This window comes from Streptomyces sp. NPDC047841, assembly GCF_040704085.1.
Lineage (GTDB): Bacteria > Actinomycetota > Actinomycetes > Streptomycetales > Streptomycetaceae > Streptomyces > Streptomyces argyrophylli.
Window position 1 is genome coordinate 184,184 of the sequence record NZ_JBEYRP010000015.1, and the last position, 26,747, is coordinate 210,930.

Here is a 26,747-nt window from a genome sequence, read left to right on the forward strand (position 1 = left end):
CATGACCTACCGCGTCTGTTTCGTGTGCACCGGCAACATCTGCCGCTCCCCGATGGCGGAGTCCGTCTTCCGCGCGCGCGTGGCGGAGGCCGGGCTGGAGGACCTGGTGGCGGTCGACAGCGCCGGCACCGGCGGCTGGCACGAGGGCGAGCCCGCCGACCCGCGTACCGTCTCGGTCCTTCAGGAGCACGGCTACGACAGCGAGCACGTCGCCCGCCAGTTCCTGCCGTCGTGGTTCGCCGGTCTCGACCTCGTGATCGCCCTCGACACCGGTCATCTCAAGGCCCTGCGCCGTCTGGCGCCCACCGCGGAGGACGCGCGCAAGATACGCCTGCTGCGCTCCTACGACCCCGCCGCCGGTGATGACCTCGACGTGCCGGACCCGTACTACGGGGGCCGGGACGGCTTCGAGGAGTGTCTTGAGATGGTGGAGGCGGCGAGCACCGGTCTGCTCGCCGCCGTGAGGGACGAACTGGAAGGACGGGCCGCATGAGCGACGCCACGAAGGACGAGGGCCGCGTCGGCGACGGCACGCGCGCGGTGCGGGCGGGACTGCCGGAGCCGGCCAAGAACGAGCCGACCCTGCCCGGACCGGTGTTCGCGGCCCACTTCCACCTGCCCGGTGAGGTCTCGGGACCGTATGCGTACGGCCGGGACGACAACCCGACCTGGACGCTGCTGGAGCGGGCCGTCAGCGAGCTGGAGGCACCCGGGCAGGACGCCGAGACGCTGGTCTTCGCCTCCGGCATGGCGGCGATCTCCGCCGTGCTGTTCTCGCAGCTGCGCGCCGGGGACGCGGTCGTCCTGCCGTCCGACGGCTACCAGGTGCTGCCGCTGGTCGGCGCCCAGCTGGAGGCGTACGGCGTGGAGGTCCGCACGGCGCCGACCGGCGGGGACGCCCAGCTGGAGGTGCTCGACGGGGCCCGGCTGCTGTGGATCGAGTCGCCGTCCAACCCCGGGCTCGACGTCTGCGACATCCGGCGCCTGGCCGAGACCGCCCACGCGCGTGGCGCCCTGGTGGCCGTCGACAACACCCTGGCCACCCCGCTCGGCCAGCGTCCGCTGGAGCTGGGCGCCGACTTCTCCGTGGCGAGCGGTACCAAGCAGCTCACCGGCCACGGCGATGTCCTGTTGGGTTACGTCACCGGCCGCGACACCGAGGCGATGGCCGCCGTGCGCCGCTGGCGCAAGATCGTCGGCGCCATTTCCGGCCCCATGGAGGCATGGCTCGCGCACCGGTCCATCGCCACGCTCCAGCTGCGCGTCGACCGGCAGAACGCCACTGCCCTGGCCGTCGCCGAGGCACTGCGGCAGCGGCCCGAGGTCTCCGGCCTGCGCTACCCGGGCCTGCCCGACGACCCCTCGCACAAGACCGCCACGCAGCAGATGCGGCGCTACGGCTCCGTCGTCTCGTTCACCCTGCCCACGCGCGCGCGTGCCGAGCGTTTCCTGGCTGCCCTGAGGCTGGTGGAGGACGCGACGAGTTTCGGCGGGGTGCGGTCCACGGCCGAACGCCGCCGCCGCTGGGGCGGGGACGCCGTCCCGGAGGGCTTCATCCGCATGTCCGTCGGCGCGGAGGACCCGGAGGACCTGGTGGCAGACGTGCTGCGCGCCCTGGACGAGTCCGCCGAGTAGCGTCCGTCTCCCCCGCCGCTGTCGTCAGGACGGTCCGAGCCTCCCCCCTCGTGGCTCGGACCGTCTGCGGCTTTCCCAGGGGAAAGACCGTGCGAACCAGGCTAGTTGACTCTGGGTCAGTGTCCAATCACGCTAACGACAGAAGCCTATCGACATATTTATAGTTGGTGCCTGCCTGGGGGCCGGAGGAGGCAGCGACAGGGGAGGGCGTGCCATGGATCTGGCCTTGCTGCGGACCTTCGTCGCCGTGCACAGAGCCGGCTCCTTCACCCGGGCCGCAGCCCTGCTCGGCCTCTCCCAGCCCGCCGTCACCTCGCAGATCCGCACGCTGGAGCGTCAGCTCGGCAGACCGCTGTTCCTCCGCCAGGCGCGCGGAGTGACCCCGACGACCGTCGGCGACGAACTGGCGCACAGGGCCGCACCGCATCTCGACGCCCTGGTGGAGATAGTGGAGAGCGGCCTGGACGACGAGTGCTCGTCCCGGACGCTGCACCTGGCGGGTCCCGCCGAGTTCACCGCCGAACGTGCTCTGCCGGCACTCAGCGAGCTGACCGGCGACGACGGCCGGAGCTTCGCGTTACGGGCCTCCTTCGGGACGACCGAAGAGGTGCTGAAGGGGCTGGCCTGCGGCCTTCATGACCTGGCCATCAGCACGGCATGGCCGCGTGGGGCCCTGCTCACCGCCACCCCGCTCTGCGACGAGGAGCATGTGCTGGTGGCGGCCCCTCGCTGGGCTGAGCGGATCGACTCGGACACCCTGCGGCTGAAGGGCGCCCCGGCCCTGGAGCACCTGCCGCTCGTGGAGGTCCACGAATCGCTGCCGTTCGTCTCGCGCTACTGGGCCTCCGTCTTCGACTCCCGCCCGGCCGCCACGGGCACGGTCATCGTCCCGGATCTCCGGGCCGTGCTCTCCTGCGTCACCGCCGGGGCCGGACTGGCGGTGCTGCCCCGCTACCTGTGTGCCCCGGCACTGGAGGACGGCTCGATCGTCACCCTGCACGATCCGGCGGTCCCGCCCCTGCGTACGTACTTCCTGGTGGTGCGGACCGGCACGCTCGCCCTGCCCCATATCGCCCGGGCCCATGAGTGGCTCCAGCGTGCCGCCACGGCCTGGTGCTGACGCCGCACGGCACGGATACACGTGCTGCGGTCAGGTCGTGGCACTTTGCGATGTTTCACGTGGAACCAGCCGGGCCACATTTCTCCCATGACCGTCCGACCCGTGGTCAAGCGCACCGCCCGTGCCGTTCTCCTGGACGGTGACGACCTGATCCTGATCAAGCGCACCAAGCCGGGTGTAGATCCCTACTGGGTCACTCCCGGCGGGGGAGTCGAACCCGGGGACTCGACCGTCGTGGACGCCCTGCACCGTGAGGTGGAGGAGGAACTCGGCGCCAAGATCACCGACGTGGTGCCGTGTTTCGTGGACACGGTGGAGCACATCGGTGACGACGGCGGCGCGACCGGGGTGAAGGTACAGCACTTCTTCGTCTGTCGGCTGGAGTCTATGGACCCTTCCCTGCGTCACGGCCCCGAAGTGGACGAACCCGCCGGCGAGTACGAGATCGTCCGTGTTCCGTTCACCCGCGTCGGCATCGCATCCGTCCATCTCGTCCCACTGTCCCTGCGCCACTACCTGGACGGGAACATCGAAGGGGTACGGGCCATGCACGCCCCCGACCTCGGCTAGGCGCGGTCATCCTCGCGGGACCTCCGGTCGTTCCGAGCAGCAGCAACGTGCCGTCGAGTGAAGCCCCGCCATGGCCGGAGGCTAGTGACCTGCCGATGTTTCACGTGAAACACGCAGAGCCTGTCCACGGGCTGTGCACAGGGCTACGAGATGGCCAAAAGCACGTGCGTCCGCATCGAAACGGGTGGACGGCGAGGGTGCCCGTCGGACAGCCTGACCTGCGTGCCAACTCCTTCCCTCACCGCTCTGCCCATTCGCCGCCTGACGCCTCGCGATCTCACTGCCTGCGCCGACCTGTCCGAAGACCGGGGGTGGCCACGCGAGGAACACAAGTGGGGGTTCCTTCTCACGGCCGGGAAGGGCGTCGGCATCGACGACCCTGAGGGCGGCCTTGTCGCCGCGTGTGTGGTCACGGAGTACGGCGGGTGGGGGCGGCCGGATCTCGGCGCCATCGGCATGGTGCTGGTGGCCCGGCGACACGCCCGTCAGGGCGTCGGCCGCCGGCTGATGCGGCATGTGCTGTCCAGCATGGGGACGACTCCGCTGACCCTGCACGCCACCCCGTACGGCCGTCCTCTGTACGAGGAGCTGGGCTTCAAGGTGACGGGCCGGGCGGAGATGTTGAGGGGCCGCTTCCTCCCCGGCGGCCGGGATTCCGGGATCGCCACACGCGCGGCCACCGCAGAGGACCTCCCGGCGATCCTGCGCCTCGACGAGGAGGTGTTCGGTACCGATCGCACCGCTCTGATCACTCGCCTGCCCGCCTTCGCCGATCAGCTCCGGGTGGCCGAGGAGGACGGCCGCCTCATCGGTTACACCGCCGCGTGGCCCAATATGGACACCCATGTCGTCGGTCCGCTGATCGCCCGGGACACGGAGACCGCCAAGGCATTGATCGCCTCGCTGGCGGCCCATACCGACCGGCCACTGCGGACGGACATCGACGTGCGCCATGAAGGGCTGCTGACCTGGGTGAAGGAGCGCGGCCTGGCCTCCGTGGCCTTCAACTCGGTGATGACCTACGGCATCACGGACCTGCCGGGGGACTGGACCCGGCGGTTCGCACCGCTGACGGTCGCCGCGGGCTGAGCCGACGGACGGACGCGCACCGGCCCCGCCGCTCGAAGCGGCGGGGCCGGTGTCATGAGGTCCGGGCTGTCGCCGTGGCTCAGGCCAGGGCCCGCACGGCCGCGGTGGCGAAGCCGTGGTCCTGGTCCGGAGCACCGCCGCCGACACCGATCGCGCCGACCAGCCGGCCGTCGCGGTGGACGGGGACACCGCCCGCGATGAACAGCAGGGGCCGGTCGAGTGCCGTGGGCAGGGTGTGGAAGAGGCCGCCGGGCTGAACGGCGTCGACGAGGTCGGCGGTGGGCGCGTTCAGCTGGAGGGCCGTGTAGGCCTTGCGGGTGCTGGTCTCGCCGGAGATCAGCACGGCACGGTCGTCCCGGCGGAAGGCGAGCAGGTGGCCACCGGCGTCCAGGACGGTCACGCTGACGGCGACTCCGGCGTCCTCGGCCGCCCGGCGGGCGGTGGCGACCAACAGCTCGGCGTCCTCGATGCTGAGCGGGGCGACAGCGGTGGTGGGCATGGAGATGTCTCCTCGGGTGGTGCTGTGTGGGTGCTTTCCGTACCGAGGGATCGGTACGGAGGTCTGTTGCTGTGAGGCGCCCGGGGCGCGGGCGCTCAGTGGTGGACGGGCGCCCGCTGGTCCACCGCCGTGCCGGAGGCCGTCACGCTCCCCCGGGCGCCGTCACGGCGCTCCAGGGCCGCCGAGACGAAGGCAAGGACAAGGGCGGCGGCGGCGAGGGCGGCGCCGACCCAGTTGGGGGACGTGTAACCGAAGCCGGCCGCGATCACGATGCCGCCGAGCCAGGCGGACAGGGCATTGCCCAGGTTGAAGGCGCCGATGTTGACGGCCGAGGCGAGCGTCGGAGCGCCGTGTGCCTGGTCGAGGACGCGCTTCTGCAGCGGGGGCACGGTGGCGAAGCCGAGGGCGCCGATCAGAGCGATGGTCACCGCGGCCGCGATCTTGTTGTGGGCGGTGAGCGTGAAGAGCGCCAGGACGACGGCCAGCGCGCCCAGGGAGACGTACAGCATCGGCATCAGGGCGCGGTCGGCGAACTTGCCGCCGATGAGGTTGCCGCCGACCATACCGAGGCCGAACAGGACCAGCAGCCAGGTGACGGAGCCGTCGGCGAAGCCGGCGATGTGGGTCATCATCGGGGCGATGTAGGTGATGGCCGCGAAGACACCGCCGAAGCCGAGGACGGTCATCGCCATGGCCAGCAGGACCTGCGCGTTCTTGAAGGCGGCCAGCTCGTGGCGGAGGTGTACGCCCTCCGGCCGCGGCAGCTCCGGAACGAGCTTGGCGATACCGGCGAGGCCGACGACACCGAGGGCGGCGACGATGGCGAAGGTGACGCGCCAGCCTGCGCTCTGCCCGATGAACGTGCCCAGTGGGACGCCGACGACGTTGGCGATGGTCAGACCGGTGAACATCATGGCGATGGCGCCGGCCTTCTTGTGGGGCGCGACCAGCTCGGCGGCGACGACCGAGCCGATGCCGAAGAAGGCGCCGTGGGCGAGCGAGGCGACGACCCGTCCGATCAGCATGACCGCGAAGGCCGGGGCGACGGCCGAGAGCAGGTTTCCGGCGATGAACAGGCCCATCAGCAGCATCAGCATCCGCTTGCGCGGGACCTTGGTGCCGAGCACGGTCATCAGCGGCGCGCCGATGACCACGCCGAGCGCGTAGCCGGTCACGAGCAGGCCCGCCGTGGGGATGGAGACCCCGAAGTCGGCCGCGACCTCGGGCAGCAAACCCATGATCACGAACTCGGTCGTTCCGATTCCGAAGGCCCCGATCGCGAGGGCCAGAAGCGCGAGAGGCATGAAGGGGTACACCTTCCCAGAAGATTGCAGGAGCGCTTTGCGTTCGACCACAATAGTTGCAGGCGCGGGATAAATGCAACCGACGACTATTGCGCCGGTGGTCTACCCTGGGGGTGCAGCAACTCCGGGACGGAGGAAGAACGCCAATGACAGCGACGGACCCCGCGCTCACCGCCCTCGCACAGGGCTGGTGCGCCCTTTCTGCGCTGCACGGACGGATCGAGGCGCACATCGAGCGCGCTCTGCAGGCCAAACACGACCTGAGCGTCCGCGAGTACTCACTGCTGGATGTCCTCAGCAGACAGCACGACGGGGAGGGCGGCCATCTGCAGATGAAGCAGGTCGCCGACGCGGTCGTGCTCAGCCAGAGCGCCACCACCCGCCTCGTGACCCGGCTGGAGGACCGCGGCCTGCTGGAGCGCTATCTGTGCCCCACCGACCGGCGCGGCATCTACACCAACGTCACCCCGGCGGGCCTGCGGTTGCTGGAGGAGGCGCGGCCCACCAATGACGCCGCCCTGCGCGAGGCCCTGGACAGTGCCGCCCAGAGCCCGGAACTCGCACCGCTGGTGCGCGTGGTGGAGTCCCTGAACGTGCCCGCATAGGGTGCGCCTATGGACGATCTTGAGATTCGCGCCGCGACCGCTGACGACCTCCCGGCGATCGTGGCGATGCTCGCCGACGACCCGCTCGGGGTCCAGCGTGAGTCGCCCGACGATCTCACGCCGTACCGGAACGCGCTGGAACGCCTCTCTGCCGACCCCCATCAGCACGTCGTCGTCGCCGTGCGCGAAGGCCGTGTGATCGGCACCCTCCAACTGACGATCATCCCCGGGCTTTCCCACAAGGGGGCCACGCGCGCGCTGATCGAGGCCGTGCGCATCCACGCCGATGAGCGGGGCAGCGGGTTGGGGAGCCGGCTGATCGAGTGGGCGATCGACACCTCCCGACAGCTCGGCTGCCAGATGGTCCAGCTCACGTCCGACAAGACGCGGACCGACGCACACCGTTTCTACGAGCGGCTGGGCTTCACCGCCTCACACGAGGGCTTCAAGCTCCGTCTTTGACGGCGACCCGAAGAACGGGACAGGGGTGTGTTTCACGTGAAACACACCCCTTGTATGCATCCGGGCTAGCCGATGCCCCGCCATCCCTCCGGGTCCACGCCACCAGGCACCGGTGCCTCGGGGGCGTACGGCTGCCGGGTGAACACGAATGAGCCGAGATCCAGGTGACTCACCGATCCGTCCGGGCGCCGTTCGGGCCGCAGCAGCTCACCGGCGTAGTAGCCCTCCAGCCCGGTCCAGGTGCCGTCGCCGTTCGGACGGAAACGGGCCTTCCGTCCGCCACCCGTCAGGGGTGCCAACGCGAGCAGGCCGTCCGCGGTCGCGCGCAGGCCGAAGGCGTGAGTGCCCCAGTACCACTGCCCCACCAGCTCCAGCACCGCCGGATCCGCCTCACGCAGCGGCCGCCAGGGCTCGGGGATCCGCGGCTCCGCCTCCGCGACGATCCGGACGAGGTCCGCTCCCACGGCACCCAGCAGCGGACCGCTGGTGCAGTTGGCAAGCACCACCGCGGCCACGTCGTCCTCCACGCTGATCGTGAGGTTCGCCAGAAACCCCGGCAGGGAACCGGAGTGACCGACGAGCAGCCGGCCGTCACGGCACTGGATCTGCATGCCCAGACCGTACGTGACCCCGTCCACCACATCCGCGGCCTCGGCGGGCGCCGCCGGAGTACGCATCTCCCGGACGGACTCCGCACTCAGGACCCGCTCGTCTCCCCGGGCCAGGAACACGGCGAACCGCGCCAGATCCCCGGTCGTCGACCAGAGCTGACCGGCCGGCGCCATCCGGCCCAGGTCCTCCATCGGCTCGGGGAGCATCGCGTCGGCCCACGGGTGCACCGCCCATCCGCCCGCGTGCGGGGGTTCCGGCTGCGTGCTCGTCCGGTGCAGGCCCAGCGGCTCCAGGATCTCCGCGCGCAGCACCTCCTCCCAGGGGGCGCCGCGCAGCTCTTCCACGAGGGCGCCTAGGACGGTGTAGCCCGGATTGGAGTAGTGGTGCCGGCGGCCGACGGGATGCAGGAGGGGCTGTTCCCCGAGCACATCGCTCAGTTCGGGCCGCAGGGCGCCGGGCGTCCGTTCCCACCAGGGCGCGGGTGATTCGGCCGCCAGCCCCGCGGTGTGGGCGAGCAGCTCCACGATCGTCGACTCCCCCGCACCGGTGCCCGGCAGATGCTTCTCCAGCGGGTCACCGAGGTCGAGGACGCCCTCGTCCCGCAGCCGCATCACCAGTACGGCGGTGAAGGTCTTGGTGATGGACCCGATCCGGTACTGCACGGTCTCGTCCGGTCCGTGCCCGTCCACCGAGGTCCGCGCCCCGTGCCACACGGCCTGCCCGTCCCGGACCACCGCGGCGACCAGTGACGGAGCCCGTCCTTCGGCCTGCGCGACGGCGATCCGGTGCAGCAAGGCCCGGCGGGTGGCGGGGAGCAGCGCTTCTTGAGTTGTCGTCATGGACCCAGTCCACCTGGTGCGGGGGCGCGCGTCGAATGCATTTGCCGTGCGCCCCCGGCCGTGCCCGCCCGCGCCCCATCCGTGACCGTGGCCGCACCCGGTGGATCAGGTCTGGGCCATGTCCACGAAACGCGAGTAGTGGCCCTGGAAGGCGACCGTGATGGTGGCCGTCGGACCGTTTCGGTGCTTGGCGACGATCAGGTCCGCCTCGCCCGCACGCGGGGACTCCTTCTCGTACGCGTCCTCGCGGTGCAGCAGGATGACCATGTCGGCGTCCTGCTCGATGGAACCGGACTCACGCAGGTCGGAGACCATCGGCTTCTTGTCGGTGCGCTGCTCGGGACCACGGTTGAGCTGCGAGAGCGCGATGACCGGGAGCTCCAGTTCCTTCGCGAGCAGCTTGAGGTTACGGGACATGTCCGAGACCTCCTGCTGACGGCTCTCGGCCCGCTTGGAGCCTCCGGACTGCATCAGCTGGAGGTAGTCGATGACGACCAGCTTCAGGTCGTTGCGCTGCTTCAGGCGCCGGCACTTGGCGCGGATCTCCATCATCGACAGGTTCGGGGAGTCGTCGATGTACAGCGGCGCGGCCGACACGTCCGGCATGCGGCGGGCGAGCCGCGTCCAGTCCTCGTCGGTCATCGTGCCGGACCGCATGTGGTGCAGGGCGACCCGGGCCTCGGCGGACAGCAGACGCATCGCGATCTCGTTGCGGCCCATTTCGAGCGAGAAGATGACGCTCGGGAGGTTGTGCTTGATGGAGGCGGCCCGCGCGAAGTCCAGGGCGAGGGTCGACTTACCCATGGCGGGACGGGCCGCGATGACGATCATCTGGCCGGGATGGAGGCCGTTCGTCAGCGAGTCGAAGTCCGTGAACCCGGTGGGCACACCCGTCATCTCGCCGCTGCGCGAGCCGATCGCCTCGATCTCGTCGAGGGCGCCTTCCATGATGTCGCCGAGCGGGAGGTAGTCCTCGCTGGTGCGCTGCTCGGTGACGGCGTAGATCTCGGCCTGGGCGCGGTTGACGATCTCGTCCACGTCTCCGTCGGCCGCGTATCCCATCTGCGTGATGCGCGTACCGGCTTCGACCAGGCGTCGCAGGACGGCCCGCTCATGGACGATCTCCGCGTAGTACTCGGCGTTGGCCGCCGTCGGCACGGTCTGGACGAGGCCGTGCAGATACGCGGCGCCGCCGACCTTGTTGATCTCGCCGCGCTTGGTGAGTTCGGCGGCGATGGTGATCGGGTCGGCCGGCTCGCCCTTGGCGTAGACGTCCAGGATGGCCTGGTAGATCGTCTCGTGCGCGGGCTTGTAGAAGTCGTGGCCCTTGAGGATCTCGACGACATCGGCGATGGCGTCCTTGGACAGCAGCATGCCGCCCAGCACGGACTGCTCGGCGTCCAGGTCCTGCGGCGGGACCCGCTCGAAGGACGAACCCCCGCCGTCCCAGGCGCCGTTCTCCCGGCCCCGGTCGTGCTGCTCGTCACGACCCCGGCCGACGTCACCCCGCCGACGGGAGGCCGGCAGACGATCGCTGGGCCCGCTGTCGGCCCACGGATCGTCCAAGGGCTCGGAAATGCTCACCGAGCCACCTCCTCCCGTCCGCACGGCGGACCTCGCCGTGTCCTCTGTTGTACGGCACGACACTGACAAATAAGACGCCCAACTCCGGTTCTGGCGCGTCGGGTTTGTGACGGTTCCCCGGCCCGGAGAAGGACGTTTCCGGAGCCCGGTGAGGGAGCGGGCGCCGGACCACCGTAGGCCCGTCGGCACCGTCAGCCAATCTGGTTATCCACAGGCCATGTGGACGACGGCCCGGATGCTGTGGAGAACTCGCCGAAACCTGTGCACGACCCGGTGGAAAGCCCTGTGAACAAGCCCTCGATCCCACCGAGACCAAGGCTGTGACCTGCATTTTTACGATCCACCGGCTGTGCAGAGAAAAAACTTCCCCAGTCGGGCCAAGATCGCGTCGAACGGCACCCGAAAGGACACGACCCACCAGCAAAAGTAAGGATCAATAGCCGATTGCATCTCTTACCTGTGGACGATTACATTGATGCTCATGACACAGGCTCCAGAGATCCCCAAGGCCGCCCTGCGCCGGCACGACCGAGAAATCGTCGCGCTGGCCGTCCCGGCCTTCGGCGCCCTCGTCGCCGAGCCTCTCTTCGTCATGGCAGACAGTGCGATCGTCGGCCATCTCGGGACCGCGCAGCTCGCCGGTCTCGCCGTCGCCTCGGCGCTCCTCACCACCGCCGTGAGTGTCTTCGTCTTCCTCGCCTACGCCACCACGGCCGGCGTGGCCCGCCGCGTCGGCGCCGGTGATCTCACGGCAGCCATCCGCCAGGGCATGGACGGCATCTGGCTGGCGCTGCTGCTCGGCATCGCCGTCATCGCCGTCGTCCTGCCCCTCGCGCCCGGCATCGTGGACCTCCTCGGCGCCTCGACGACCGCTGCTCCCTACGCCACCACCTATCTGCGCATCTCCGCGCTGGGCATCCCGGCCATGCTCATCGTCCTGGCCGCGACCGGAGTGCTGCGCGGCCTGCATGACACCAGGACCCCGCTCTATGTCGCCGTCGCGGGATTCATCGCCAACGCCGCACTGAACGCGGGGCTCATCTACGGCGCAGGGCTCGGTATCGCCGGTTCGGCCTGGGGCACGGTCATCGCACAGTGCGGCATGGCGGCCGTCTATCTGACCGTCGTCGTCCGCGGGGCCCGTCGGCACGGCGCCTCTCTCCGGCCGGACGCCGTCGGCATCCGGGCCTCGGCTCAGGCCGGCGTCCCACTGCTGGTCCGCACGTTGTCCCTGCGGGCCATCATCATGATCGCCACGGCGGTCGCGGCCCGTCTCGGCGATGCCGACATCGCCGCCCACCAGATCGTCCTGTCCCTGTGGAACCTCTTGTCCTTCGCACTCGACGCGATAGCGATCGCGGGACAGGCCATCATCGGCCGCTACCTCGGAGCGGGCGACACCCAGGGAGCCCGTGAAGCCTGCCGTCGCATGGTCCAGTGGGGCGTCGCGACCGGTGTCGTCCTGGGCCTTCTCGTCGTGGCCGCACGACCACTCTTTCTGCCGCTGTTCACCGGCGACTCCCTGGTGAAGGACGCCGCTCTGCCGGCCCTGCTCCTCGTGGCACTGTCGCAGCCCGTTTGCGGGATCGTCTTCGTCCTTGACGGCGTCCTCATGGGAGCGGGGGACGGCCCCTATCTGGCCTGGGCCATGGTCGTCACCCTGGTGGTGTTCGCACCGGCGGCCCTGCTCGTTCCCTCACTCGGCGGCGGCCTCACCGCCCTCTGGGGCGCCATGATGTTGATGATGTCGATCCGGATGCTGACCCTGTGGCTGCGGAGCCGCTCGGGCCGCTGGATCGTGACGGGCGCGACCCGCTGACCGTTTCACGTGAAACATGCCGTCCCGTCGTGGAAGCCCGGCCATGAGAAAGAGGCCATGGGAAAGGGGCCGCACCCCAGAAAGGGTGCGGCCCCTCACCGGCTCAAGCGAGCGCGGCGATCACGCGGCGATCAGGCCGCGACGACCTCGACGTTGACCTTGGCGGCAACCTCGGGGTGCAGACGCACGGACGTCTCGTGGGCGCCCAGGGTCTTGATCGGAGCGGACAGCTCGATGCGGCGCTTGTCGACCTCGGGGCCACCGGAAGCCTTGATCGCGGACGCGATGTCGGCCGGGGTGACGGAACCGAAGAGACGGCCGGCGTCGCCGGAGCGGACGGCCAGACGGACCTTCACGCCCTCGAGCTGGGCCTTGACCTGGTTGGCCTGCTCGATGGTCTGGATCTCGTGGATCTTGCGAGCACGACGGATCTGCTCGACGTCCTTCTCGCCACCCTTGGTCCAGCGGATAGCGAACTTCCGCGGAATCAGGTAGTTGCGAGCGTAGCCGTCCTTGACGTCGACGACGTCGCCCGCGGCACCGAGGCCGGAGACCTCGTGGGTGAGGATGATCTTCATGAGTCGGTCACCCTTCCCTTAGCGCGCGGTGGACGTGTAGGGCAGCAGCGCCATCTCACGGCTGTTCTTGACGGCCGTGGCGACGTCACGCTGGTGCTGCGTGCAGTTGCCGGTCACGCGGCGGGCACGGATCTTGCCGCGGTCGGAAATGAACTTCCGCAGCATGTTCGTGTCCTTGTAGTCCACGTACGTGACCTTGTCCTTGCAGAAAGCGCAGACCTTCTTCTTCGGCTTGCGCACAGGCGGCTTCGCCATGGTGTTTCTCCTGTGTGATCAAGAAGTTGGGATACGACCCGCCCTCGACCCGGACCGGCCCTGAAGGCCTGGCCCGAAGGCTTAGAAGGGGGGCTCGTCCGAGTAGCCGCCACCGCCGCCGGAGCCTCCGCCCCAGCCGCCGCCACCCTGGTTGCCACCGGCGGGAGCGCCGGTCGCCCACGGGTCGTCGGCCGGAGCGCCGCCGCCCTGCTGGCCGCCACCGGGGCCTCCGCCCCAGCCGCCGCCACCCTGGCCGCCACCGCCGCTGTAACCGCCCTGGCCACCGCGAGCGCCACCGGCGGTCTTGGTGACCTTGGCCGTGGCGTTGCGCAGGCTGGGGCCGACTTCCTCGACGTCCAGCTCGTAGACCGTGCGCTTGACGCCCTCACGGTCCTCGTAGGACCGCTGCTTCAGCCGGCCCTGCACGATGACGCGCATGCCTCGCTGGAGCGACTCGGCGACGTTCTCCGCCGCCTGACGCCAGACCGAGCAGGTCAGGAAGAGGCTCTCGCCGTCCTTCCACTCGTTCGTCTGGCGGTCGAAGGTGCGGGGAGTGGACGCGACGCGGAACTTCGCGACCGCCGCACCGGACGGGGTGAAGCGCAGCTCGGGGTCGTCGACAAGATTGCCGATGACCGTGATGACGGTCTCGCCTGCCATGGGGGAACCTCTCGGCGGGTTTGCTGCTCTGGCTGCTTGTTGCTGCTACTCGAATCCCGGGATCAGCTGAGCGGGAGGGCTCAGTGGGTCTCGGGACGGAGGACCTTGGTCCGGAGGACCGACTCGTTCAGGTTCATCTGGCGGTCGAGCTCCTTGACGACCGCAGGCTCGGCCTGCAGGTCGATGACCGAGTAGATGCCCTCGGGCTTCTTCTTGATCTCGTAGGCGAGACGACGACGGCCCCAGGTGTCGACCTTCTCAACCTTGCCGCCGCCGTCACGGACGACGGACAGGAAGTTCTCGATCAGCGGGGAGACAGCGCGCTCCTCGAGATCGGGGTCGAGGATGACCATCACCTCGTAGTGACGCATGTGGAACCCACCTCCTTTGGACTCAGCGGCCACGGTCGTTCCGTGGCAGGAGGGTTGTGATGCGTACGCAACGGTATCGGCCGCCACTGACAATCGGGGTTCCCTCAGGGAAGCCCGCAGTGTGACCTGGACAGGTCTGGGCAGACACCAGTGCAGACGGTACAGACTACCCGCACCCACGCTTCCGGTTGAAATCCGCCCGTCGTCCCCGACAATCTGTACACATCGGGTGTGTACGGCGCTACGATGCGCCGCCTTCCGCAGGAGGTGCCCATGGCACAGGCATTGCGACCCAACACCGCCGGTTCCCTCTTCGCCACGGACGGCAAGTCCCATCCGCTTCAGGACACCCTGATGGTGGTCACGTTCGTCCTGGGTCTGCTGTCCTTCATCACGTCCTTCTTCCACAGCCTTCACCTGCTGTCCTCGTGGGCGGGCCTGGTGGCACTGGCCACGGGCGTGTACGGACAGTGGATCTCGGTGACCACGCGGCAGCGGTTCGGTCTGGTCCTGGGTCTCGGCGCCGCCGGAGTCGGTTTTCTGATCGGCATGGCCCACGGCGGCCTGTTCGGCGGGGTCATCAGCTGACCTCACCGGGCTCAAAGCCCCGTACGCCCAGTCGGGGCGCTCGCCGGGCGCAGTAGGCTTCGGCGCGAGAGCCGGAGCCCCTGTACCCATGGGGACACACCAGCCCGAGGAGCGCCCCGAATGAGCCTGACCCTGAGGACCATCAGTCGCGAGCAGCATCTGGCCTTCATCCAGAGCCTGCCGGCGGCGAGCCACATGCAGGTCCCGGCATGGGCAGATGTGAAGGCGGAGTGGCGCTCGGAGAACCTCGGCTGGTTCGACCGGAGCGGCCAGCTGGTCGGCGTGGGCCTGGTCCTCTACCGCCAGTTGCCCAAGATCAAGCGCTACCTCGCCTATCTGCCCGAGGGCCCGGTCATCAACTGGTACGCGCCGAACCTGGACGACTGGATCCAGCCGATGCTGGCGCACCTGAAGCAGCAGGGTGCCTTCTCCGTGAAGATGGGCCCGCCGGTGATCATCCGCCGCTGGAACGCCGACACGATCAAGAGGGGCATCCAGGACCCGGACGTCAAGCGCCTGCGCGACCTGGAGGCCGACTACATCGAGCCGCGCGCCTTCGAGGTGGCCGACAAGCTGCGCCGCATGGGCTGGCAGCAGGGCGAGGACGGCGGTGCCGGCTTCGGCGACGTGCAGCCCCGGTACGTCTACCAGGTGCCGCTGGCCAACCGCTCCCTGGAAGAGGTCCACAAGAACTTCAACCAGCTGTGGCGCCGCAACATCAAGAAGGCCGAGAAGGCCGGCGTCGAGGTCGTCCAGGGCGGTTACCAGGACCTGCCCGAGTGGCAGCGGCTGTACGAGATCACGGCCGTCCGCGACCACTTCCGGCCCCGCCCGCTGTCGTACTTCCAGCGCATGTGGACGGCCCTCAACACCGAGGACCCCAACCGCATGCGGCTGTACTTCGCCCGCCACAACGGGGTGAACCTCTCGGCGGCGACCATGCTGATCGTCGGCGGGCACGTCTGGTACTCCTACGGCGCCTCCGACAACATCGGCCGCGAGGTCCGGCCGTCCAACGCCATGCAGTGGCGGATGCTGCGCGACGCCTATGCGCTCGGCGCCACCGTCTACGACCTGCGCGGCATCTCCGACTCGCTGGACGAGACCGACCACCTCTTCGGTCTCATCCAGTTCAAGGTCGGCACCGGCGGCCAGGCCGCCGAGTACCTCGGCGAGTGGGACTTCCCGCTGAACAAGCTGCTCCACAAGGCGCTCGACATCTACATGTCGCGGCGCTGAGCCGCGCGGGCGTTTGGTTCCATAGCCCTCACAGCTCTCACACCTCTGATTCACCGCAGCCACGAGAAAGGTTCCGGGTCCGGCCATGGCGCTCACGCTCTACGTCGACACCGCGCGCTGGCGGGCGCACCACAAGCACGTGCAGGAGCAGTTCCCGGGACTCGTCCCGGTCTGCAAGGGCAACGGCTACGGCTTCGGGCACGAACGGCTGTCGGAGGAGGCCACCCGGCTCGGTGCCGACCTGCTCGCCGTCGGCACGACCTACGAGGCCGCGCGCATCAAGGACTTCTTCAGCGGCGACCTGCTCGTGCTCACGCCGTACCGGCGTGGCGAGGAGCCCGTGCCGCTGCCCGACCGGGTCGTCCGCTCGGTGTCGTCGATCGACGGCGTGTACGGCCTCGTGGGCGCCCGTGTCGTCATCGAGGTGATGTCCTCGATGAAGCGGCACGGCATCAGCGAGCAGGACCTGCCCCAGCTGCACCAGGCCATAGAGAACGTCCGGCTGGAGGGCTTCGCCATCCATCTGCCGCTGGACCGCACCGACGGTTCGGACGCCGTCGAGGAGGTCATCGGCTGGATGGACCGGCTGCGCGCGGCACGGCTGCCGCTGCACACGATGTTCGTCAGCCACCTCAAGGCGGACGACCTGGCCCGGCTCCAGCAGCAGTTCCCGCAGACCCGGTTCCGCGCCCGCATCGGCACGCGGCTGTGGCTGGGGGACCACGACGCCACCGAGTACCGCGGTGCCGTCCTTGACGTCACGCGCGTGACGAAGGGCGACCGGTTCGGCTACCGGCAGCAGAAGGCGGCCTCTGACGGCTTCCTGGTGGTCGTGGCGGGCGGAACGTCGCACGGGGTGGGTCTGGAGGCCCCGAAGGCCCTGCACGGCGTCATGCCGCGCGCCAAGGGCGTCGCCCGGGCGGGGCTCGCCACGGTCAACCGGAACCTCTCCCCGTTCGTCTGGGGCGGCAAGCAGCGCTGGTTCGCCGAGCCGCCGCACATGCAGGTGTCGATCCTGTTCGTGCCCTCGGACGCCCCCGAGCCGAAGGTCGGCGACGAGCTGGTGGCCCATCTGCGGCACACCACGACCCAGTTCGACCGTCTCGTGGACCGCTGAGCCCGTCGAGAACGACGAGAAGGCCGTATCCGGTGCTCCCGGATACGGCCTTCTACGTGTTCGCTCAGAGCGAACGGCGGTCTTCGGGGGTCAGCGTTTTCGGCCGACCCCAGTCCACCTGAGGCCCCTCGAAGTGGTCGGCGTGGTGCGGGGGACGGGCTTCCGCGCCGAGCACGAACACGTCCTCGGCGCCGTCGAGCACTCCGCCGGACGGATCGTCGTCGCCGGACCGGCGCACCACGTCCCGCTCCGGCATGAGGATGTCCCGCACGACGACGGCACACAGGTACAGCGTGCCCAGCAGGTGCACGACGATCGCCCAGTGGTAGCCCTGCGTCGGCAGGCCCTTGTGAGCGTCCCCGCTGGTCGTGTAGGCGAGGTACAGCCAGATACCCAGGAAGTACGCCACCTCGCAGGCCTGCCAGATCAGGAAGTCCCGCCACTTGGGCCGGGCGAGGACCACCAGCGGCACCAGCCACAGGACGTACTGCGGGGAGTAGACCTTGTTGGTGAGGATGAAGGCGGCCACCATCAGGAAGGCCAGCTGGGCGAAGCGCGGCCGGCGCGGGGCGGTGAACGTCAGCGCGGCGATACCGAGGAAGCACAGCACCACGAGCACCGTGGCGGCGGTGTTGACGAACTCGGTGGTGGGCGGGCTGCTGGAGTTCTGCGCCCAGATCAGCCAGAAGGAGCCGAAGTCGACGCCGCGCTCCTTGCTGAAGGTGTAGAACTTCGCCCAGCCCTCGCGGATGTGGAAGCCCGTCGCGTCATGCGTGATCATCACGGGCAGGTTGACCACGAGCCAGGCCACCACCGCGCCGGACGCGGCCTGGAAGAACGCGCGCCACTTGCCCGCCCGCCAGCACAGCACCAGCAGCGGCCCCAGCAGCAGTACGGGATACAGCTTGGCGGCCGTGGCGAGCCCCAGGAGGACACCGAAGGCGAGGGCGCGGCCCCGGGACCACATCAGCATCGCGGCGGCCGTGAGCGCCACGGCCAGCAGGTCCCAGTTGATGGTCGCGGTCAGCGCGAGGGCGGGCGCGAGGGCGACCAGCAGACCGTCCCAGGGGCGCCGGCGGTGGGTACGGGCCACGCACACGGCGATGATGGCGGCGCACACCATCAGCATCCCGGCGTTCACGAACCAGTACCACTGCTCCTGGTGCTGGATGCTCCCGCTGTGCGGGGTCAGCCAGGAGGCCACCTCCATGAACAGCCCGGTGAGCACCGGGTATTCGAGGTAGTCCATGTCGCCGGGGAGCCTGTCGAAGTACGGCACGAGATGGTCGGCGAACCCGCGGCCCTGGTAGAGGTGCGGGATGTCCGAGTAGCAGGCGTGCGTGTACTGACTGCTCGCTCCGAAGAACCAGCCGCTGTGGTAGCAGGGTGCTTTCTGGACCAGGCCGAGGGCGAACATGCCGATCGCCACGAGCGCCACGACCCGCACGGGGGTCCACCAGGAGGTTCCCAGCAGGGCGTGCCGCCCCAGGGGACCACCGATCAGCTCACTGCCGGCGGCGGCGACCTCGTCCTCCTTGGTCGGCTGCACCGGCTCCGCCACGGCGGACCGCACGGACTCGGGCTCGTGCATGCTCGCGGGCGTCATCTCTGCACTGGGCATGGGGCACATCCTGCCGTACCCGGCTGGGAAAACACCGAGGGCCGCCGCACCTGGTGGGTGCGGCGGCCCATGTTTCACGTGAAACACCCTTGGTGGGCGATATGGTCGCCAACCGGTCAGATCGCCGGGTTAGCCGTTCTGGCCCCCGAAGAAGCCCCCGTTGCCGTTTCCTCGGGTGTTACCGGTGCCGGTCGTGTCCGTGGCCGTGGGTGTCGGCGACTCGCCTCCGCCTCCGTCGACACCACCCGTGTCCAGGCCTCCGTTGCCATTGCCGTTGCCCCCGCCGTTTCCGTTCCCGTTGCCGTTTCCGTTGCCGTTGCAGTTCGGGTCCCAGCCGAGCTGGCAGGACTCGCTCGGCGTCGGTGACGGTGAGGTGGTCGTCACGCTCGGCGTCGGAGTCGGCGAGTCGCTCGGCGTCTCGCTCGGCGTGATGGTGACGCTCGGGGTCGGGGAGGGAGCACCCAGCTCGTCCTGGACCTTGCCGATCTCGGTGGGGTCCGGGAAGCCGGGGTCGTTCTTGCCCTTGAGTGCGGCCTTCATGTACTCGGTCCACACCAGCGTCGGGATGTCACCACCGTGGATGGAGTCCACACCCGCCGTGCCGTTCATGGACAGCAGTTCGTGGTCCTTGGGGTTCTCTCGGAACATCGCGACCGAGGTCGACAGCTGCTGGGTGTAGCCGACGAACCAGGCCGACTTGTTGCTGTCGGTGGTACCGGTCTTGCCGGCCACGGTACGCCCCAGCGCCTTGGCGTTCTGGCCCGTACCGTTCTGGACCACGTTCTCCAGCGTGTCCGTGACGTTGTTGGCCACGTTCTCCGGCATCACGCGCGTCCGCTTGGGTTTGGTGAAGCCCGGCAGCTCCTGACCCTCCTTCTTGACGCTCGTCACTGAGTACGGATCCGTGTGCTGGCCGGACGCGGCGAACGTGGCGTACGCGTCGGCCATACGGATCGCGCTCGGCGTCGAGGTGCCGATGGCGAAGGAGGGGTTGAGCGTGGCGAAGCTCGAGTCGAGGATGCCGGACGCCTTCGCGACGTCTCGGACCTTCGACATCCCCACGTCCATGCCGAGCTGCACGAACGGGGTGTTGATGGACTGCTCCATGGCCTTGCGCAGCGTGATGTAGCCCCAGGGCTTGGGACCCTCGTTGCGCTGGTAGAAGACCGAGCCGTCCTTGTTCAGGACGTAGCTCCCGTCCTGGTTCCTCACCTTGAGCTTGTCGTTGCCGTTGTACTTGCTCAGCGGTGAGAGGCCCTCACCGTCGGACTTGTAGGTGCCGTACTCCATCGCCGCGGCCAGGACGAACGGCTTCCACGTCGAACCGACGGGGACACCGGACGTGTCGGCGTTGTTGGTGAAGTGCCCGTTCTCGTAGCCGTCACCGCCGTAGAGCGCAACGATCGCACCGTCCTTCGGCACCACCGATGCCGCACCGAACTGGACGTATTTGTCCAGATCACGGTGCTTCGGGTCGAGGCGCTCCTTCTGGACCTTCTTCACGGCCGCACTCAGGGCGTTGACGCTCTTCTTGTCGAAGGTCGTGTAGATCTGGTAGCCGCCCTGGTCGAACTGCGCCTCGGTGATCTTGGAGTGGTTCAGGACGTACTTCTTGGCCGTGTCGACGAGGTAGCTGATCTGGCCGGTCATGTTCTTGGTCGCCTTGCGGCCCTGCGGCTTGGGGTACTTGCTCTTGGCCACCTGGTACTGGGCATCGCTGAGGTGCTTGTCCTTGTGCATCTCGCTCAGGATCCAGGCCCAGCGCTCCTGGGAACGCCGCAGGTTGTCCGTGGCGTTCGCCGACGGGTCGAGGTCGGCGTTGCCGGCCGGGTCGTAGTACGTCGGGCCCTTCAGCAGGGCCGCGAGGAAGGCGCACTGGCTCGGCTTGAGATCGACGGCGTTCACGCCGTAGTAGGTCTGCGCGGCGGCCTGGATGCCGTAGGCACCCCGGCCGTAGTACGAGGTGTTCAGGTAGCCCTGCAGGATCTGCTTCTTGTCGAGCTTCGTGCCCACCTTTATGGAGATGAACATCTCCTTGAACTTGCGGGTGACCGTCTGTTCCTGGCTCAGGTAGGTGTTCTTCACGAACTGCTGGGTGATCGTCGAACCACCCTGCGTCTGGCCGCCCCGGGCCATGTTCGCCAGGGCTCGGGCGATACCCATGGGGTCGACGCCCGAGTCGTCGTAGAAGCTCTTGTTCTCCGCCGAGATCACGGCCCACTGCATGGCCTCGGGGATCTTGTCGATGGTGACGTTCTGCCGGTTCACCCCGGTGCCCGTCGCCACCATCTGACTGCCGTCGGCCCAGTAGTAGACGTTGTTCTGCGACTTGGCCGCGTCGTTCTCGTTCGGGATGGAGACCATCGCGTAGCCGACGCCGACCATCACCACCAGGCTGCCGACGAAGCCGATGAACAGCCCGCTGACCAGCTTCCAGGACGGCATCCACCGTCGCCAGCCGTACTTGCCGGCCCTCGGGTAGTCGATGAACCGCTTCTTGCCCGGTGCGGTCGTCGCGCGGCCGTTGCCGCGCCCGGGACCGGTCGGCCCGCCCGGGCCGCCGCGCCGGCCGCCGGCGTTGTCGGCCGCTCTGCGTCGGCCACCTCTCTGGGCGGCACGGCGGGCCTCGGCACGGCCGCCGTAGGCACGCTCCTCACTTCCCGGGTCAGCGGACTCCGACCCCGGGGGACGGGACCCATAGGAGTCGGAAGGGGACCCGGTGGCGCCTCGCGGTGCCGCACGGCGGCCGGAGGACGGACCGGACTGGCCGCGTCGGGCCGCGGCACGTCCGCCTCCCTGCGGCTGCGGCGGTTTGCGACGGTGCTCGCTCATCGAACGATTACTCCTCGGGCAGGCGCACCCGTGCGCGCCTGGAACGGCGGCTGATTTCCGGTCCCCCCGAAGTACGGATGTGGTCGGTCCTGCATTCACCCGTACTGCACCAGGGACGACGACGCTCCCCAGGCATCACGCGGTTCCCGGTGGTGTGCATGCCGCACAGACTACGCACCACCAAAACGCGCCGAGCTCCGAAGTTCACCCCAAAACAGGCAAGTTGCCTCCAACGAAACAGTGATGTGATCCCGTTCACCACCGACCCCCTTGTCGCGTGCGGTAGGCCGTTCTATCGTGCTGATGTATCGAGTCGATACATCAGCACGAGATAAAGACGCTGCCAGGCAGTGCGAGACCTGTGGGGCGGACCTGCGGGACCGAGAGGAGGCGACGATGAGCCGGCGCTCCGGCATCCTTGAGTTCGCCGTGCTCGGCCTGCTCCGGGAGTCCCCGATGCACGGCTACGAGCTGCGCAAACGACTCAACACGTCACTGGGTGTGTTCCGCGCGTTCAGCTACGGAACGCTGTACCCCTGCCTCAAGACGCTGGTCGCCAGCGGCTGGCTGATCGAGGAACCCGGGAACACCCACGACGACGCCCTCGCCGCTCCCCTCGCCGGACGCCGCGCCAAGATCGTTTATCGGCTGACCGCGGAAGGCAAGGAGCACTTCGAGGAGCTGCTCTCGCAGACCGGTCCCGATGCGTACGAGGACGAGCACTTCGCCGCACGGTTCGCCTTCTTCGGGCAGACCTCACGCGATGTGCGCATGCGCGTCCTGGAGGGCCGGCGCAGCCGCCTGGAGGAGCGCCTGGAGAAGATGCGCGCCTCCCTGGCGCGCACCCGGGAGCGCCTCGACGACTACACACTTGAGCTCCAGCGCCACGGGATGGAGTCCGTGGAGCGCGAAGTGCGCTGGCTGAACGAGCTCATCGAGAGCGAGCGGGCCGGGCGGGACCTGAAGGGTTCCGCGTCCGGGGGGCCCGCTCAGCAGGACACCACCACTGGATCGACGGGCGGCCTGCCCCGTTCCGGGGACGCCCCGCGGACGGATACGCCCGACGACACCGCCACGTGAGTCCCAGTCAGGGCCTCACTCGTACACACAGGGAGCAACCGGAATGGGTTCGGTTCGCGTAGCCATCGTCGGCGTGGGCAACTGCGCCGCGTCGCTGGTGCAGGGAGTCGAGTACTACAAGGACGCCGACCCGGCGTCCAAGGTCCCCGGCCTGATGCACGTGCAGTTCGGTGACTACCACGTCCGCGACGTCGAGTTCGTCGCCGCGTTCGACGTCGACGCCAAGAAGGTCGGCCTCGACCTCGCGGACGCCATCGGCGCCTCCGAGAACAACACCATCAAGATCTGCGACGTCCCCACCACCGGTGTCACCGTCCAGCGCGGCCACACCCTCGACGGCCTCGGCAAGTACTACCGCGCCACCATCGAGGAGTCGGACGCCGAGCCGGTCGACATCGTCCAGGTCCTGAAGGACAAGCAGGTCGACGTCCTGGTCTGCTACCTGCCCGTCGGCTCCGAGGACGCGGCGAAGTTCTACGCCCAGTGCGCCATCGACGCCAAGGTCGCCTTCGTCAACGCCCTCCCGGTCTTCATCGCCGGCACCAAGGAGTGGGCGGACAAGTTCACCGAGGCCGGTGTGCCGATCGTCGGTGACGACATCAAGTCCCAGGTCGGCGCCACCATCACGCACCGCGTCATGGCGAAGCTGTTCGAGGACCGCGGTGTCGTCCTCGACCGCACGATGCAGCTGAACGTCGGCGGCAACATGGACTTCAAGAACATGCTCGAGCGCGAGCGCCTGGAGTCCAAGAAGATCTCCAAGACGCAGGCCGTCACCTCCCAGATCCCCGACCGGGACCTGGGCGAGAAGAACGTCCACATCGGCCCGTCCGACTACGTGGCCTGGCTGGACGACCGCAAGTGGGCCTACGTCCGCCTGGAGGGTCGTGCCTTCGGTGACGTCCCGCTGAACCTGGAGTACAAGCTGGAGGTCTGGGACTCCCCGAACTCCGCCGGTGTCATCATCGACGCGCTGCGCGCCGCGAAGATCGCCAAGGACCGCGGCATCGGTGGCCCGATCCTCTCCGCTTCCTCGTACTTCATGAAGTCCCCGCCGGTCCAGTACTTCGACGACGAGGCCCGCGAGAACGTCGAGAAGTTCATCCGCGGTGAGGTCGAGCGCTAAGACGTCCGGCGCCGCTCGCATGAGAACGCTCCTGCCAGGGCTGTGAAGGTCCCCGGGTCCCGTGACCCGGGGACCTTCCGCATGTGTGAGGGTGTGACCCATGCCCGTCGTCCGTGACCTGCGCGTCCTGCTGCGCCTGAACAACTTCCGGCGACTGCTGTACGTCCGCCTCCTGTCCCAGGGCGCCGACGGCGTCTACCAGGTCGCGCTCGCCGCGTACGTCGTCTTCTCCCCGGAGAAGCAGACCTCGGCCGCCGCGATCGCCTCGGCGATGGCGGTCCTGCTGCTCCCCTACTCACTGGTCGGGCCCTTCGCCGGTGTGCTGCTGGACCGCTGGCGCCGCCGGCAGGTCTTCGTGTACGGCAATCTGCTGCGCGCCCTGCTGGCCGCGGCCACCGCCGCGCTGATGCTCGGCCATGCTCCCGACTGGCTGTTCTACGTGTCCGCTCTGTGTGTCACGGCCGTCAACCGTTTCGTCCTCGCCGGGCTGTCCGCCGCGCTGCCGCGTGTCGTCGACACCGAGCGCCTGGTGCTGGCCAACTCGCTGTCCCCGACCGCCGGCACCCTCGCCGCGACCGTCGGCGGAGCCCTGGCCTTCGGCGTGCGGATCGTCGCATCGGACTCCGACGCGGCGGTGGTGCTGCTCGGCGCCCTCCTGTACCTGTGCGCGAGCCTCGCGTCCCTCCGCCTGGCGTCCGACCTCCTCGGCCCCGACCGGCACCCGGCCCGGCCGCGTCTCGGCGCGGCGCTCGCCACGACGGCGCGCGAACTGCTGGCGGCCATGCGCCACCTGGCCACGCCGAGACGCAGGGAAGCGGCCTGGGCCCTGGGCGCGATGACCCTGATGCGCTTCTGCTACGGCGCCCTCCTCGTCCTGCTGCTCATGCTCTGCCGCTACGCCCTGTCCGACACTCCCGAGGACGGGCTGCGACTCCTCGGTGCAGCGCTGGCGCTGTCCGGCGCGGGATTCTTCGCGGCGGCCGTGGTGACGCCGTGGGCGGCGGGCCGGCTCGGTCCCCTCCGCTGGATCATCGTGTGCTCCGGCGCGGCCCTGGTGCTGGAACCCGCCCTGGGTCTGCCCTTCACGGCCGGACCCCTCATGATCGCGGCCTTCGTCCTGGGCCTGATCACCCAGGGCGCCAAGATCGCCACGGACACGATCGTCCAGTCCTGCATCGACGACGGATTCCGCGGCCGGGTCTTCTCCGTGTACGACGTGCTCTTCAACGTCGCTTTCGTCGGTGCCGCGGGAGTGGCGGCCCTGATGCTCCCGCCGGACGGCCGCTCAACGGTGCTGGTGATTCTCGTCGCCGTCATCTATGGCGCGATCGCCGCCGGGCTGGCCCGTTTCCCGCGCCGGTAGACAAAGCGAGGGGCGATGTTTCACGTGAAACATCGCCCCTCGGTGCCTCCGTCCCTGGCATCTGTTTCACGTGAAACATCACCCGGACCGACTCAGCCCTGCTCGGCCCACCACTCCTTGAGCGCCGTCACCGCGGTGTCGTGCTCCATCGGCCCGTTCTCCAGACGCAGCTCCAGCATGTGCTTGTACGCCTTGCCGACGGCCGGGCCGGGACCGACCCCGAGGATCTCCATGATCTGGTTGCCGTCGAGGTCGGGGCGGATCGCGTCGAGCTCCTCCTGCTCCTGGAGCTGGGCGATGCGCTCCTCCAGGCCGTCGTAGGCCCGGGACAGGGCGACCGCCTTGCGCTTGTTGCGTGTGGTGCAGTCGGAGCGGGTCAGCTTGTGCAGGCGGTTCAGCAGCGGGCCCGCGTCACGCACATACCGGCGGACCGCCGAGTCGGTCCACTCACCGGTGCCGTAGCCATGGAAGCGCAGGTGGAGTTCGACCAGCCGTGAGACGTCCTTCACCAGCTCGTTGGAGTACTTCAAGGCGGTCATGCGCTTCTTGGTCATCTTGGCGCCGACCACCTCGTGGTGGTGGAAGGAGACCCGGCCGTCCTGCTCGAAGCGTCGGGTGCGCGGCTTGCCGATGTCGTGCAGCAGCGCGGCCAGCCGGAGGGTGAGGTCCGGACCGTCCTCCTCCAGCGCGATCGCCTGCTCCAGGACGATCAGCGTGTGCTCGTAGACGTCCTTGTGCCGGTGGTGCTCGTCCCTCTCCAGTCGCAGCGCCGGCAGCTCGGGCAGCACGTGCCCGGCGAGCCCGGTGTCGACGAGCAGCGTCAGGCCCTTGCACGGGTGCGCGGACAGGATGAGCTTGTTCAGCTCGTCCCTGACCCGCTCGGCGGAGACGATCTCGATCCGCGCGGCCATCTCCGTCATGGCGGTGACGACCTCGGGGGCGACCTCGAAGTCCAGCTGGGCGGCGAACCGGGCGGCCCGCATCATGCGCAGGGGATCGTCCGAGAACGACCCCTCGGGCGTGCCCGGTGTCCGCAGGACATGCGCCGCGAGATCCTCCAGTCCACCGTGCGGGTCGATGAACTCCTTCGCCGGAAGCGCCACGGCCATCGCGTTGACCGTGAAGTCGCGGCGGACCAGATCCTCCTCGATGGAGTCGCCGTACGACACCTCCGGTTTGCGCGAGGTGCGGTCGTACGCCTCGGACCGGTACGTGGTGATCTCGATCTGGTAGCCGCCCTTGTGCGCGCCGACCGTGCCGAAGGCGATGCCCACCTCCCATACGGCGTCCGCCCAGGGCCGGACGATCTTCAGTACGTCCTCGGGGCGGGCGTCGGTGGTGAAGTCCAGGTCGTTGCCGAGCCGGCCGAGCAGTGCGTCGCGGACCGATCCGCCGACCAGGGCGAGCGAGAAGCCCGCCTCCTGGAATCGACGGGCGAGATCGTCGGCGACGGGGGCCACCCGCAGCAGCTCGGCGACCGCGCGCTGCTGCGCCTGGCTCAGGGCAGAGGGAGTGTCTTCGTTCGGGTTCGGCACAACAGAAGAGGGTACGTGCCTCGCGCGACCGGGGGCGCCCCGATAACGCGGTGCGGACAGCTCCCGGCATACCCGTGCAAGCGCTGCTCTTGCGGCGTACGGCCGCTCTCCCCTCGATACTGGATATAGGGGACGGGTCACGGTTGTCCTTCGATCTTGTAGAGGAGACCGCGGCACTTCCCTTCAGCGCGCATCGTTACCATGCGTGGACGCACATTCCGACGACCACTGACGACGACGAGGG

General features: G+C 69.0%; 25 protein-coding genes. 14 read left to right on the forward strand and 11 right to left on the reverse strand.

From position 1 onward, the window contains the following. Nucleotide 1 precedes the first annotated feature (1 nt). From AB0947_RS26125 to AB0947_RS26145, 5 genes are all read left to right on the forward strand, one after another. Entirely contained in the window at nucleotides 2-493 is a 492-nt protein-coding gene (locus AB0947_RS26125) for a low molecular weight protein-tyrosine-phosphatase (RefSeq protein WP_366752748.1), read from the forward strand. Continuing rightward, nucleotides 490-1,635 (forward strand): cystathionine gamma-lyase, encoded by a 1,146-nt coding sequence (locus AB0947_RS26130; RefSeq protein WP_366752749.1) that lies wholly within the window; start codon nucleotides 490-492, stop codon nucleotides 1,633-1,635. The genes AB0947_RS26125 and AB0947_RS26130 overlap by 4 nt, the downstream gene beginning before the upstream one ends. 214 nt (nucleotides 1,636-1,849) lie before the next feature. Further along, nucleotides 1,850-2,755, forward strand: coding sequence for a LysR family transcriptional regulator (locus tag AB0947_RS26135; protein WP_366752750.1), 906 nt, complete (start codon nucleotides 1,850-1,852; stop codon nucleotides 2,753-2,755). Nucleotides 2,756-2,842: 87 nt separating this feature from the next. Beyond that, nucleotides 2,843-3,325 (forward strand): NUDIX hydrolase, encoded by a 483-nt coding sequence (locus AB0947_RS26140; RefSeq protein ID WP_366752751.1) that lies wholly within the window; start codon nucleotides 2,843-2,845, stop codon nucleotides 3,323-3,325. Nucleotides 3,326-3,547: 222 nt separating this feature from the next. Beyond that, nucleotides 3,548-4,414 (forward strand): GNAT family N-acetyltransferase, encoded by an 867-nt coding sequence (locus AB0947_RS26145; RefSeq protein ID WP_366752752.1) that lies wholly within the window; start codon nucleotides 3,548-3,550, stop codon nucleotides 4,412-4,414. A 79-nt stretch (nucleotides 4,415-4,493) separates the two neighbouring features. On the opposite strand, the gene AB0947_RS26150 is transcribed toward AB0947_RS26145, so the two are convergent. Further along, the gene (locus AB0947_RS26150; RefSeq protein WP_366752753.1) at nucleotides 4,494-4,913 is read right to left on the reverse strand and encodes a heme-binding protein; all 420 of its coding nucleotides are present in this window, start codon (nucleotides 4,911-4,913) and stop codon (nucleotides 4,494-4,496) included. Nucleotides 4,914-5,008: 95 nt separating this feature from the next. After that, nucleotides 5,009-6,217 (reverse strand): MFS transporter, encoded by a 1,209-nt coding sequence (locus AB0947_RS26155; RefSeq protein ID WP_366752754.1) that lies wholly within the window; start codon nucleotides 6,215-6,217, stop codon nucleotides 5,009-5,011. A 146-nt stretch (nucleotides 6,218-6,363) separates the two neighbouring features. Between AB0947_RS26155 and AB0947_RS26160 the strand changes: the two genes are divergently transcribed. Together AB0947_RS26160 and AB0947_RS26165 are read left to right on the forward strand one after the other, a co-directional pair. Next, entirely contained in the window at nucleotides 6,364-6,822 is a 459-nt protein-coding gene (locus AB0947_RS26160) for a MarR family transcriptional regulator (protein ID WP_366752755.1), read from the forward strand. Nucleotides 6,823-6,831: 9 nt separating this feature from the next. After that, nucleotides 6,832-7,284 (forward strand): GNAT family N-acetyltransferase, encoded by a 453-nt coding sequence (locus AB0947_RS26165; protein ID WP_366752756.1) that lies wholly within the window; start codon nucleotides 6,832-6,834, stop codon nucleotides 7,282-7,284. Between the two features lie 65 nt (nucleotides 7,285-7,349). Here AB0947_RS26165 and AB0947_RS26170 read toward each other — a convergent pair whose 3' ends face one another. Together AB0947_RS26170 and dnaB are read right to left on the reverse strand one after the other, a co-directional pair. Then, nucleotides 7,350-8,735: a serine hydrolase domain-containing protein gene (locus tag AB0947_RS26170; RefSeq protein ID WP_366752757.1), complete on the reverse strand. Its 1,386-nt coding sequence runs from the start codon at nucleotides 8,733-8,735 to the stop codon at nucleotides 7,350-7,352. Nucleotides 8,736-8,840: 105 nt separating this feature from the next. Next, the gene (dnaB, locus tag AB0947_RS26175) at nucleotides 8,841-10,319 is read right to left on the reverse strand and encodes a replicative DNA helicase (RefSeq protein ID WP_366752758.1); all 1,479 of its coding nucleotides are present in this window, start codon (nucleotides 10,317-10,319) and stop codon (nucleotides 8,841-8,843) included. A 481-nt stretch (nucleotides 10,320-10,800) separates the two neighbouring features. Here dnaB and AB0947_RS26180 point away from each other — a divergent pair, with 481 nt between their 5' ends. Further along, nucleotides 10,801-12,138 carry an MATE family efflux transporter gene (locus tag AB0947_RS26180; RefSeq protein ID WP_366752759.1) on the forward strand — a complete coding sequence of 446 codons (1,338 nt, stop codon included), beginning with the start codon at nucleotides 10,801-10,803 and terminating at the stop codon, nucleotides 12,136-12,138. A 131-nt stretch (nucleotides 12,139-12,269) separates the two neighbouring features. Here AB0947_RS26180 and rplI read toward each other — a convergent pair whose 3' ends face one another. From rplI to rpsF, 4 genes are all read right to left on the reverse strand, one after another. Beyond that, a complete protein-coding gene (rplI, locus tag AB0947_RS26185) occupies nucleotides 12,270-12,716 on the reverse strand; it encodes a 50S ribosomal protein L9 (RefSeq protein WP_030640106.1) in 447 nt (148 codons plus the stop codon). 18 nt (nucleotides 12,717-12,734) lie between these two features. After that, a complete protein-coding gene (rpsR, locus tag AB0947_RS26190) occupies nucleotides 12,735-12,971 on the reverse strand; it encodes a 30S ribosomal protein S18 (protein WP_003949403.1) in 237 nt (78 codons plus the stop codon). Nucleotides 12,972-13,052: 81 nt separating this feature from the next. Then, a complete protein-coding gene (locus tag AB0947_RS26195) occupies nucleotides 13,053-13,631 on the reverse strand; it encodes a single-stranded DNA-binding protein (RefSeq protein WP_366752760.1) in 579 nt (192 codons plus the stop codon). 80 nt (nucleotides 13,632-13,711) lie between these two features. Then, nucleotides 13,712-14,002 (reverse strand): 30S ribosomal protein S6, encoded by a 291-nt coding sequence (gene rpsF, locus AB0947_RS26200; RefSeq protein ID WP_014673750.1) that lies wholly within the window; start codon nucleotides 14,000-14,002, stop codon nucleotides 13,712-13,714. A gap of 273 nt (nucleotides 14,003-14,275) precedes the next feature. On the opposite strand from rpsF, the gene AB0947_RS26205 reads away from it, so the two are divergent. The 3 genes from AB0947_RS26205 (at nucleotide 14,276) to AB0947_RS26215 (ending at nucleotide 16,946) form a co-directional block, all read left to right on the forward strand. Beyond that, nucleotides 14,276-14,590 carry a hypothetical protein gene (locus AB0947_RS26205; RefSeq protein WP_366752761.1) on the forward strand — a complete coding sequence of 105 codons (315 nt, stop codon included), beginning with the start codon at nucleotides 14,276-14,278 and terminating at the stop codon, nucleotides 14,588-14,590. 120 nt (nucleotides 14,591-14,710) lie between these two features. Further along, a complete protein-coding gene (locus AB0947_RS26210; protein ID WP_030640113.1) occupies nucleotides 14,711-15,829 on the forward strand; it encodes a peptidoglycan bridge formation glycyltransferase FemA/FemB family protein in 1,119 nt (372 codons plus the stop codon). Nucleotides 15,830-15,914: 85 nt separating this feature from the next. Beyond that, complete coding sequence (locus AB0947_RS26215) at nucleotides 15,915-16,946, forward strand: alanine racemase (protein ID WP_366752762.1); 1,032 nt, start codon at nucleotides 15,915-15,917, stop codon at nucleotides 16,944-16,946. Nucleotides 16,947-17,010: 64 nt separating this feature from the next. Here AB0947_RS26215 and AB0947_RS26220 read toward each other — a convergent pair whose 3' ends face one another. Next, complete coding sequence (locus AB0947_RS26220) at nucleotides 17,011-18,567, reverse strand: glycosyltransferase 87 family protein (protein ID WP_366752763.1); 1,557 nt, start codon at nucleotides 18,565-18,567, stop codon at nucleotides 17,011-17,013. Nucleotides 18,568-18,696: 129 nt separating this feature from the next. After that, nucleotides 18,697-21,012: a transglycosylase domain-containing protein gene (locus AB0947_RS26225; RefSeq protein ID WP_366752764.1), complete on the reverse strand. Its 2,316-nt coding sequence runs from the start codon at nucleotides 21,010-21,012 to the stop codon at nucleotides 18,697-18,699. A 783-nt stretch (nucleotides 21,013-21,795) separates the two neighbouring features. On the opposite strand from AB0947_RS26225, the gene AB0947_RS26230 reads away from it, so the two are divergent. The 3 genes from AB0947_RS26230 to AB0947_RS26240 all read left to right on the forward strand — a co-directional run bounded on the left by AB0947_RS26230 (nucleotide 21,796) and on the right by AB0947_RS26240 (nucleotide 24,968). Then, a complete protein-coding gene (locus AB0947_RS26230; RefSeq protein ID WP_366752765.1) occupies nucleotides 21,796-22,479 on the forward strand; it encodes a helix-turn-helix transcriptional regulator in 684 nt (227 codons plus the stop codon). Between the two features lie 43 nt (nucleotides 22,480-22,522). Next, nucleotides 22,523-23,605 (forward strand): inositol-3-phosphate synthase, encoded by a 1,083-nt coding sequence (locus tag AB0947_RS26235; protein ID WP_366752766.1) that lies wholly within the window; start codon nucleotides 22,523-22,525, stop codon nucleotides 23,603-23,605. Between the two features lie 100 nt (nucleotides 23,606-23,705). Then, nucleotides 23,706-24,968, forward strand: coding sequence for an MFS transporter (locus tag AB0947_RS26240; RefSeq protein ID WP_366752767.1), 1,263 nt, complete (start codon nucleotides 23,706-23,708; stop codon nucleotides 24,966-24,968). Between the two features lie 92 nt (nucleotides 24,969-25,060). Here the strand turns inward: AB0947_RS26240 and AB0947_RS26245 are convergent, their stop codons facing one another. Further along, a complete protein-coding gene (locus AB0947_RS26245; protein WP_366752768.1) occupies nucleotides 25,061-26,503 on the reverse strand; it encodes a CCA tRNA nucleotidyltransferase in 1,443 nt (480 codons plus the stop codon). Between the last annotated feature and the right edge of the window lie 244 nt (nucleotides 26,504-26,747).

Coding starts and splice junctions, on each gene's coding strand:
- AB0947_RS26135 (WP_366752750.1), top strand. CDS start 1,850: ATGGATCTGGCCTTGCTGCGGACCTTCGTCGCCGTGCACAGAGCCGGC.
- AB0947_RS26230 (WP_366752765.1), top strand. CDS start 21,796: ATGAGCCGGCGCTCCGGCATCCTTGAGTTCGCCGTGCTCGGCCTGCTC.
- AB0947_RS26205 (WP_366752761.1), top strand. CDS start 14,276: ATGGCACAGGCATTGCGACCCAACACCGCCGGTTCCCTCTTCGCCACG.
- AB0947_RS26155 (WP_366752754.1), bottom strand. CDS start 6,217: ATGCCTCTCGCGCTTCTGGCCCTCGCGATCGGGGCCTTCGGAATCGGA.
- AB0947_RS26130 (WP_366752749.1), top strand. CDS start 490: ATGAGCGACGCCACGAAGGACGAGGGCCGCGTCGGCGACGGCACGCGC.
- AB0947_RS26215 (WP_366752762.1), top strand. CDS start 15,915: ATGGCGCTCACGCTCTACGTCGACACCGCGCGCTGGCGGGCGCACCAC.
- AB0947_RS26235 (WP_366752766.1), top strand. CDS start 22,523: ATGGGTTCGGTTCGCGTAGCCATCGTCGGCGTGGGCAACTGCGCCGCG.
- rpsF (WP_014673750.1), bottom strand. CDS start 14,002: ATGCGTCACTACGAGGTGATGGTCATCCTCGACCCCGATCTCGAGGAG.
- AB0947_RS26125 (WP_366752748.1), top strand. CDS start 2: ATGACCTACCGCGTCTGTTTCGTGTGCACCGGCAACATCTGCCGCTCC.
- rplI (WP_030640106.1), bottom strand. CDS start 12,716: ATGAAGATCATCCTCACCCACGAGGTCTCCGGCCTCGGTGCCGCGGGC.
- AB0947_RS26225 (WP_366752764.1), bottom strand. CDS start 21,012: ATGCCGTCCTGGAAGCTGGTCAGCGGGCTGTTCATCGGCTTCGTCGGC.
- AB0947_RS26165 (WP_366752756.1), top strand. CDS start 6,832: ATGGACGATCTTGAGATTCGCGCCGCGACCGCTGACGACCTCCCGGCG.
- rpsR (WP_003949403.1), bottom strand. CDS start 12,971: ATGGCGAAGCCGCCTGTGCGCAAGCCGAAGAAGAAGGTCTGCGCTTTC.
- AB0947_RS26210 (WP_030640113.1), top strand. CDS start 14,711: ATGAGCCTGACCCTGAGGACCATCAGTCGCGAGCAGCATCTGGCCTTC.
- AB0947_RS26150 (WP_366752753.1), bottom strand. CDS start 4,913: ATGCCCACCACCGCTGTCGCCCCGCTCAGCATCGAGGACGCCGAGCTG.
- AB0947_RS26160 (WP_366752755.1), top strand. CDS start 6,364: ATGACAGCGACGGACCCCGCGCTCACCGCCCTCGCACAGGGCTGGTGC.
- AB0947_RS26180 (WP_366752759.1), top strand. CDS start 10,801: ATGACACAGGCTCCAGAGATCCCCAAGGCCGCCCTGCGCCGGCACGAC.
- AB0947_RS26195 (WP_366752760.1), bottom strand. CDS start 13,631: ATGGCAGGCGAGACCGTCATCACGGTCATCGGCAATCTTGTCGACGAC.
- AB0947_RS26240 (WP_366752767.1), top strand. CDS start 23,706: ATGCCCGTCGTCCGTGACCTGCGCGTCCTGCTGCGCCTGAACAACTTC.
- AB0947_RS26170 (WP_366752757.1), bottom strand. CDS start 8,735: ATGACGACAACTCAAGAAGCGCTGCTCCCCGCCACCCGCCGGGCCTTG.
- AB0947_RS26140 (WP_366752751.1), top strand. CDS start 2,843: ATGACCGTCCGACCCGTGGTCAAGCGCACCGCCCGTGCCGTTCTCCTG.
- AB0947_RS26220 (WP_366752763.1), bottom strand. CDS start 18,567: ATGCCCAGTGCAGAGATGACGCCCGCGAGCATGCACGAGCCCGAGTCC.